Annotated in this window: 1 protein-coding gene and 1 pseudogene; both read left to right on the top strand. The window is 66.6% G+C overall.

Translation table 11 applies throughout. The features are described 5' to 3' along the window. The first annotated feature begins 1 nt into the window (after position 1). Positions 2-1,087, top strand: a complete 1,086-nt coding sequence (locus tag CH294_RS27140; protein ID WP_094739403.1) for an S-(hydroxymethyl)mycothiol dehydrogenase — start codon at positions 2-4, stop codon at positions 1,085-1,087. After that, positions 1,084-1,196: pseudogene (locus CH294_RS27955) on the top strand (MBL fold metallo-hydrolase); the annotation flags it as partial. The gene CH294_RS27140 and the pseudogene CH294_RS27955, both read left to right, overlap by 4 nt.

The following is a 1,196-nucleotide window of genomic DNA, read 5'->3' as shown; positions in this document are numbered from 1 at the left end:
CATGCCGCAGCAGGTCCGCGCCGTCGTCGCCAAGAGCAAGGGCGCACCCGTCTCCATCGAGACGATCACCATCCCCGATCCCGGCCCCAACGAGGTCGTCGTGAAGATCCAGGCCTGCGGGGTGTGCCACACCGACCTGCATTACCGCGAAGGTGGCATCAACGACGAATTCCCGTTCCTGCTCGGACACGAAGCCGCCGGCATCGTCGAGACCGTCGGCGACCGCGTCGAGCACGTCGAGGTCGGCGACTTCGTCGTCCTGAACTGGCGCGCGGTCTGTGGGGAATGCCGGGCCTGCAAACGCGGCACCCCGTGGTACTGCTTCGACACCCACAACGCCGCGCAGAAGATGACCCTCGACGACGGCACCGAATTGACTCCCGCCCTGGGGATCGGTGCGTTCGCCGAGAAGACCCTCGTCCACGAAGGACAGTGCACCAAGGTCGCTGCCGACGCCGATCCTGCGGTCGTCGGGCTGCTCGGCTGCGGGGTGATGGCCGGGCTCGGGGCGGCGATGAACACCGGCCACGTCTCACGCGGCGATTCGGTCGCGGTCATCGGCTGCGGCGGTGTCGGTGACGCCGCGATCGCCGGAGCCCGCCTGGCCGGGGCGTCGACGATCATCGCCGTCGACCGCGACAAGGGAAAACTCGACTGGGCCCTCGAACTCGGAGCCACCCATACCGTCGACTCCTCAGTTCTCGACGCGGTCGAGGCCATCCAAGAGTTGACCGGGGGTTTCGGTGCCGATGTGGTCATCGACGCCGTCGGCCGCCCGGAGACGTGGAAGCAAGCGTTCTACGCGCGTGATCTGGCCGGCACCGTCGTCCTCGTCGGGGTGCCGACACCGGAGATGACCCTCGAGATGCCGTTGATCGACTTCTTCTCCCGCGGCGGATCGCTGAAGTCGTCCTGGTACGGCGACTGCCTACCCGAACGCGACTTCCCGCAGTTGGTGGATCTGTATCAGCAGGGCCGGTTGCCGCTCGAGAAGTTCGTCTCCGAGCGCATCGGCATCGAGGACGTCGAGGCCGCGTTCGACAAGATGCATCAGGGCACCGTGCTGCGGTCGGTCGTGGTCCTGTGAGCGGGACGTTTCGTGTCCAGAACGTCGTCACGTCAGGAACGTTCAGCCTCGACGGCGGCACCTGGGATGTCGAGAACAACATCTGGCTGATCGGCGACGACGACGAGGT

Origin of the sequence: Rhodococcus sp. 14-2483-1-1 (genome assembly GCF_002259335.1) — a bacterium.
Taxonomy (GTDB): domain Bacteria; phylum Actinomycetota; class Actinomycetes; order Mycobacteriales; family Mycobacteriaceae; genus Rhodococcoides.
The sequence above is the reverse complement of the archived record's forward strand: the minus strand, read 5'-3'. Positions and strand labels throughout refer to the sequence as shown.

Bases quoted from the DNA above. Each gene is read 5' to 3' on its own strand.
- CH294_RS27140 (WP_094739403.1), top strand. From the start codon at position 2: ATGCCGCAGCAGGTCCGCGCCGTCGTCGCCAAGAGCAAGGGCGCACCC.